Genomic DNA, 5,801 nt, shown 5'->3' with positions numbered 1-5,801 from the left:
CTGACAAGGCCGACATGGCCGACACCACCACCGTCAAGGGCAGCCAGTTCAACCAGCCCCTGCTGGAGTTCTCCGGCGCCTGCGCCGGCTGCGCCGAGACCAGCTACGCCCGCCTGGTCACCCAGGTCTGCGGCGACCGGATGTATATCTCCAACGCCACCGGCTGCTCCTCCATCTGGGGCGGTCCCGCCGCCACCTCTCCCTATACCGTCAACAAGGCCGGCAGGGGTCCCGCCTGGGCCAACTCCCTCTTTGAGGACAACGCCGAGAACGGCCTGGGCTTCTTCTACGGTCAGAAGGCCCTCCGGGACCGTCTGGAGGAGAAGACCCGCGCCCTCCTGGCCCTCGACTACACCGATGAGGACGTCAAGGCCGCCGGCCAGGCCTGGCTGGACACCATGTCCGACGCCGTGGCCAACGGCGAGGCTGCCAAGAAGTATGTGGCCGCGCTGGAGACCGTGCTGAACGCCCGGGGCGACTGCGGCTGCGACGCCTGCACGCTGGGCCGGGAGATTCTGGCCCACAAGGAGTTTCTGGCCAAGAAGTCCATTTGGATTTTCGGCGGCGACGGCTGGGCCTACGACATCGGCTACGGCGGCCTGGACCACGTCCTGGCCTCCGGCGAGGATGTCAACGTCTTCGTCTTCGACACCGAGGTCTACTCCAACACCGGCGGCCAGGCCTCCAAGGCCACCAATGTGGGCGCTGTGGCCCAGTTTGCCGCTGCGGGCAAGACCATGCCAAAGAAGTCCCTGGCCGAAATCGCCATGCAGTACGGCTATGTCTATGTGGCCCAGGTGGCCATGGGAGCCAACCCCGCCCAGACCCTCAAGGCCATCAACGAGGCAGAGGCCTATCACGGCCCCTCCCTCATCATCGGCTACGCCCCCTGCGAGATGCACTCCATCAAGGGCGGCATGGCCAACTGCCAGAGCGAGATGAAGAAGGCCGTGGACTGCGGCTACTGGAACCTGTTCCGCTTCAACCCCGCCCTGAAGGCCGAGGGCAAGAGCCCCTTCACCCTGGACTCCAAGGCCCCCGCCGGCGGCTATCAGGAGTTCCTGATGAACGAGGCCCGCTACTCCGCCCTGACCCGGGCCTTCCCCGAGCGGGCTGAGAAGCTCTTCCAGGAGAACGAGGAGCTGGCCAAGGCCCGCTACGAGCACTTGGTCAAGCTCCAGGAGCTCTACGCCTAAGACGCCTAACACCCCAAAACAGCAAAGGAAAAGGTCCCTCCACCGAGGTTCGGTGGAGGGACCTTTTTTGCGCGCTGGGCCGCCGGACGCACATGTGCGGGGCGCGGACTATCCCCGGCCCAGGGTGCGGCTGCCGGTGGTGTTCCGGGCGGCGGTGTTTCCTGCCACGCCGGCGGTCCCCAGGCCGTACTCCCCGGCGGGGACGGAGCCCACCCCGGGGATATTCACCATGGGGATGCTGCCCCCGCCCCCCGTCTGTCCGGGCCGCCGGCCGGGCAGGTAGAAGGTGACGAATTTCAGGGAGAAGATGTCGCAGACCACAAAGTTCTGGGACGCCTCCTCGTAGAGGGTCACATAGCTCCGGCCCACGGCGTAGAGGATGCCCTCCTTGCGGCTCATGGCCTGGGTGCCCACCAGGAACTCGCACACCACATAGAGCCCCAGGTTGTCGGAGAGCATCTGCTGCATGGAGCCCCGCATGGCGTCGGTGTCGAAGTCCTCCTCCGGCGGGGTCACCAGCCCCCCGCCCTCGTTGGCACGGTTGAGGGCCATGTCGCACACGGCCCCGGGATAAAACTGATTCATGGACGCGCTCCTCCTCTAAGTCTCGGCATAGGCCTGCGTAGGGTTGTAGAAACAGTGGTTTCCAATGCGGGTGACAAACTCCCCCACCTGGGAGGGGAAGCTCTGCCGGCAGTTGGGGCTGAAGGGGTTGAAGTACCACAGGGCAAAGCCCAGGCCGGTGAGCCGGTTCCCCGCCATGGCCCATTCGGCGATGTCGTATTGGAGCTCCCCCACCGACATGTTGTAGATGTTCTGGGCGTTGTACTGCCCCCCGATGGTCTCCCGGGCACAGTCGAACTGCCCCGGCTGGTAGATCACCGCCCGGACGGTGGGCTCCAGCCGGCCATACTCCCCATAGTCCACATGGACCCGGTTCATCACCACGCAGGCCACGGCCTTCATGCCCTGCTCCCCCTCTCCCCCGGCCTCGCATTGGACGATACGGGCCAGAAGCTCCAGATCGGTCATAGGTATCTTCCTCCCAGCTCAGAAATCAGGCGGACAGGCCCTCCGCCCCGGCTCCCTCCTCCTGCTCCGCCCCCTGGCGGCCCAGGTCCAGGAAGCGGAGCAGAGCGGCCAGGAGCACGAAGAGGGAGGCCCACAGGTTGACGGAGGCGGAGCGGCGGGCGGCCTCCGTCCCGGTCTGGGCCTCCTCCCAGGTCTTCAGGGCCAGGCACAGGAAAAAGCCCAGGGCCCCGATGACCATGGCCCCGGCGGTGCGCCGAGCGGGGAACACGCCGGGGAGGGCGGCGGCCCGCTCCTCCTCCCCCGCCAGGGTCAGGCAGAGCCTCTGCCGCTGGATGTTCACCGTCCAAAAGGAGAGGAGTACCGAGGCCAGCAGCACCAGCAGAAAGCCCTGGGACTGCTCCGCCGTGGAAAGCTGCGCCTCCAGAGACGCCCGCTGGGCCTCCTCCATGCCGGCCCCCCTCCTTTTTTCCGTGAACTACCCCCATTCTATCCAACTCGGGGCGGTTTGGTGCAAAAAATCCGCCCCGGCCCTCTGAAAGAGGGGCCGGGGCGGTCTGTATCGGGGGCTCAGGCGGCGGGGGTCGCGGTGGCCGGAGGGACGGAGGTCTCCGGGGTGGAGGTCTCGGCGGTGGGGGTTTCGGCGGTGGGGGTTTCGGCGGGGGTCAGGGCCTCCTGGCTGGCGGCGGCGATGGCCTCCCGCAGAGTGCCCAGATTGGTATAGTAGGCGGGCAGGTCCAGACCCTCCAGGGCCTCGGTGCGCTCCACCTGAGCGTCGGTCATCCACTGGTCCAGCCGCTCGTCCAGGCGGACCTGGGCGTACTTTTCGTATCCTGTCTCATTGTCGGCGGACAGGCGAAGGATGATGTGGTAGCCGTAGGTGCTCTGGATGGGTTCGCTGATCTCCCCCTCGGCCAGGGCGGCGGCGCCGTCGTAGAACTCCTGGACCATCTCCCCGGGGCCGAAGGTGTAGCCCTCGGCGCCGCCGTTGATGTTGCCGTAGCTGTCCACATCGGCGGTGTACTCAGTCATCAGGGCGTCAAAGAGGACCATAGGGTCGTCGGAGGCCGCCAGCTGGGTGCAGAGGTCCTGGGCGGTGGCCAGGGCGGCGGCCATGCCATCGTCGGTAACGGCGCCGTCCTCGGCGGTGACCGGGTTGGCCCGGATGAGGATGTGCTTGGCGTGGAGGATGCCGGCGTCGGCCAGACTCTGAGCGTCCGGGGGCTCGGCCCCCTCCGGGCCGTAGAGGCCCGCGAGCAGGTTGTCGTAGAGGTAGATGGGCCGGTTGACCCGAAGGAAGCCCTCCTCGGAGAGGCCCATATAGGAGAGAAGGCGGATGTATTCGGTGTCCACCGCGGCGGCGTCGGCCTCCGGGTCCAGGCCGGCCTGTTGGGCCACCGACGCCTTCATCTCGGCCACGTCCTGGTCAAAGGCGGCCTGGTTGTCCGCATTCCAGCCCAGGTCCAGCGCCTGGGCCTGGTTCTCCACCACCTGGTAGAGGGTGGCGGTCTGAATGGCGCTGTCCAGGTAGTAGTCTCCCAGGGTCTGGCCGTCCCCCATGTCCATGGTGAGGTCGCTCATGCCCCAGGCGGCGTACTGGTCGGCGAAGGAGCAGACCCAGTAGAGCAGGGCCTCGGCGGGGACCTCCGCGCCGTCTACGGTGAGAAGGGCGGTGTCCCGGGGGAGGCCGGCGGCCTCCTGGAGGATGTCGGCGGGGACCTCCGGGGGCAGGGGGATGGGGGTGGTCCCGGCGGCGTTCTGGCCGCAGCCCGCCAGGGAGAGGGTCAGGGCCAGGGCGGCGCAGGCCGCGCCCAGCCGGGTGAGGGTGTGCTTCATGTCATTCGCTCCTTTAAGTGTTGCAATCAGGACTATGATACCACCCCCGCCCCCAAAAGGCAACGGGAAAGACGGCGGGTTTTCGGGTCTTTTCCCGCCCCTATTCTGTGCAGGGAGCGCTGTGGTCAGGCGCCCGTGTTGAGGCCCAGGCCCCCGTCGCCCCACACGTCCCACTGGAGGCCCAGCAGGCCGAAAAAGCCGGTCCCGATGTAGATCTCCCCCTGGATGGAAAGGGCGGGGAGGCGCACAGGCGTTCCGCCGCTGACCGACAGGTCCAGGGCGGTGACCGCCCCCTGGGGGATGCCGCTGGGGGCCTCCAGGATCTCCCCGGAGTAGGGCTGGCCCACGAGGATCTCCACCCCGCCCCCTTCCGCCGGCTGGAAGTCGAACTGGGCGTAGGTGCCGCTGAGGGCCAGGGCCACGTCGGCCAGGCGGTAGTAGACGTCGCCGTCGGAGCCCACAGCCCGGGCGATGGAGGCGGGGACGCCGTCTACCTCGGCGTAGGAGACGGCCTGCCGGGTCTGGGCCTGGGCCTGGGTCTCCAGTACCCGGGTATCGCCGAGGACCCCGGCCTCCTCCAGCACCGCCAGACTCCGCCGGGAGGTGGTTTGGAGGGTAATATACAGCCTCCGGGAGCCGTACTCCGCCGGGTCTGTGGAGCGGTGCTCCAGAACGAGGTCGCTGGAATAGCAGTTCCGGAGCCGCGCCTCGTCCTCCAGGAGGTAGCGGCGGCCCAAATCCCCGGCGGCCAGATCGGCCCGGAGAGCCTCCATCAGAGCCTCCCGGTACTCCGCCGGCACAGGGTAGGTGACATAGCGGTTGGTGGTGAGGTCCCAGACATCCAGGGTGACGCTGGCCAGCTGGAGGTTCTCCAGTTGGCCGATCCGGTGGAAATAGGCCTGTTCCACCGCCTCCGGGGTGTTCAGCAGAGTCTGGGCCCGGGCGGCGGGTGAGGAGGGGTCGGCCAGCAGCCCCTGGGTCACGGGGATGCCGGAATAGCGCCGGGCCAGGGTGTCCCCGTTGGTGAGGGTGTAGGTGAGGTACACCGTGAAGGTGCTCTGAGTCTGGACCTCTATCGTCAGGGGGGCGGTTTCAACCTCAGCGGCCTTGGCTGCGGGCTGGTAGGCATAGGAGATTTGGGGCTCGGGCCAGTCCGCATGGGTGTCCACGATGCTCTGGTGGAGGGCCGTCACCGCCTGGATGAGCGCCGGATCGGTGAAGGTCAGGGCGGAGGCATCGGCCTCGTCGTAGGGGGCGCTGGTGATGCCGGTCACCGTCACAGACTCCACCCGATCCGCCGCCGGGACCCGCCGCTCGTAGCCGGTGACGTCGGCCTCCATCCCGACGGTGAAGAGGACCAGGGCGGCCAGGAGGGCCAGACAGCCGGGCCAGCCCTTTCGAAAGACCCAGAAGCTCTTGTCCAGCAGCATCCGGGCCACGAAGTACCCCACCGCCCCCCACAGCAGCAGGAAGGCCAGAAGGGTCCAGACCCCTTCCGGAAGGGCCGGGACGAAGAGCAGGTAGCACACCGAGCCCAGGGCCAAGGCGGCGCAGACGCCCACCCCGTACTGGAAGAGGGGCCGCACCGCCCGGACGGCCACCACATCCCCCGCCGCCTCCAGCCGCCGGCGGCGGTAGAGGGCCAGGGCGGCGCACAGCAGGACGGCCCCCACCAGGGCGTAGAGCAGGACATAGCCCAGGCCCCAGAAGGCCACCCGCTGGAAGGTCACCCCGTCGGCG

General features: G+C 68.0%; 5 protein-coding genes and 1 pseudogene. 1 reads left to right on the top strand and 5 read right to left on the bottom strand.

Annotated elements, in window-relative coordinates; genetic code table 11:
* Positions 1 to 1,196, top strand: a 1,196-nt coding sequence (locus Q0K09_RS10175; protein WP_294475903.1) for a thiamine pyrophosphate-dependent enzyme, incomplete at its 5' end; no start/stop codon positions are given.
* A 108-nt stretch (positions 1,197 to 1,304) separates the two neighbouring features.
* Here the strand turns inward: Q0K09_RS10175 and Q0K09_RS10170 are convergent.
* The 5 genes and pseudogenes from Q0K09_RS10170 to Q0K09_RS10150 all read right to left on the bottom strand — a co-directional run.
* Positions 1,305 to 1,781 carry a hypothetical protein gene (locus Q0K09_RS10170; protein ID WP_294475902.1) on the bottom strand — a complete coding sequence of 159 codons (477 nt, stop codon included), beginning with the start codon at positions 1,779 to 1,781 and terminating at the stop codon, positions 1,305 to 1,307.
* A 15-nt stretch (positions 1,782 to 1,796) separates the two neighbouring features.
* Positions 1,797 to 2,234 carry a cell wall hydrolase gene (locus tag Q0K09_RS10165; RefSeq protein ID WP_294475904.1) on the bottom strand — a complete coding sequence of 146 codons (438 nt, stop codon included), beginning with the start codon at positions 2,232 to 2,234 and terminating at the stop codon, positions 1,797 to 1,799.
* A 19-nt stretch (positions 2,235 to 2,253) separates the two neighbouring features.
* Positions 2,254 to 2,676, bottom strand: a complete 423-nt coding sequence (locus Q0K09_RS10160; protein ID WP_294475901.1) for a hypothetical protein — start codon at positions 2,674 to 2,676, stop codon at positions 2,254 to 2,256.
* A gap of 119 nt (positions 2,677 to 2,795) precedes the next feature.
* On the bottom strand, positions 2,796 to 4,061 hold the full coding sequence (locus Q0K09_RS10155; protein ID WP_294475900.1) for a peptidylprolyl isomerase: 1,266 nt from the start codon (positions 4,059 to 4,061) through the stop codon (positions 2,796 to 2,798).
* Between the two features lie 125 nt (positions 4,062 to 4,186).
* Positions 4,187 to 5,801: pseudogene (locus Q0K09_RS10150) on the bottom strand (hypothetical protein); the annotation flags it as partial.

Origin of the sequence: uncultured Intestinimonas sp. (assembly GCF_944387725.1) — a bacterium.
GTDB lineage: Bacteria > Bacillota > Clostridia > Oscillospirales > Oscillospiraceae > Intestinimonas.
The sequence above is the reverse complement of the archived record's forward strand: the minus strand, read 5'-3'. Positions and strand labels throughout refer to the sequence as shown.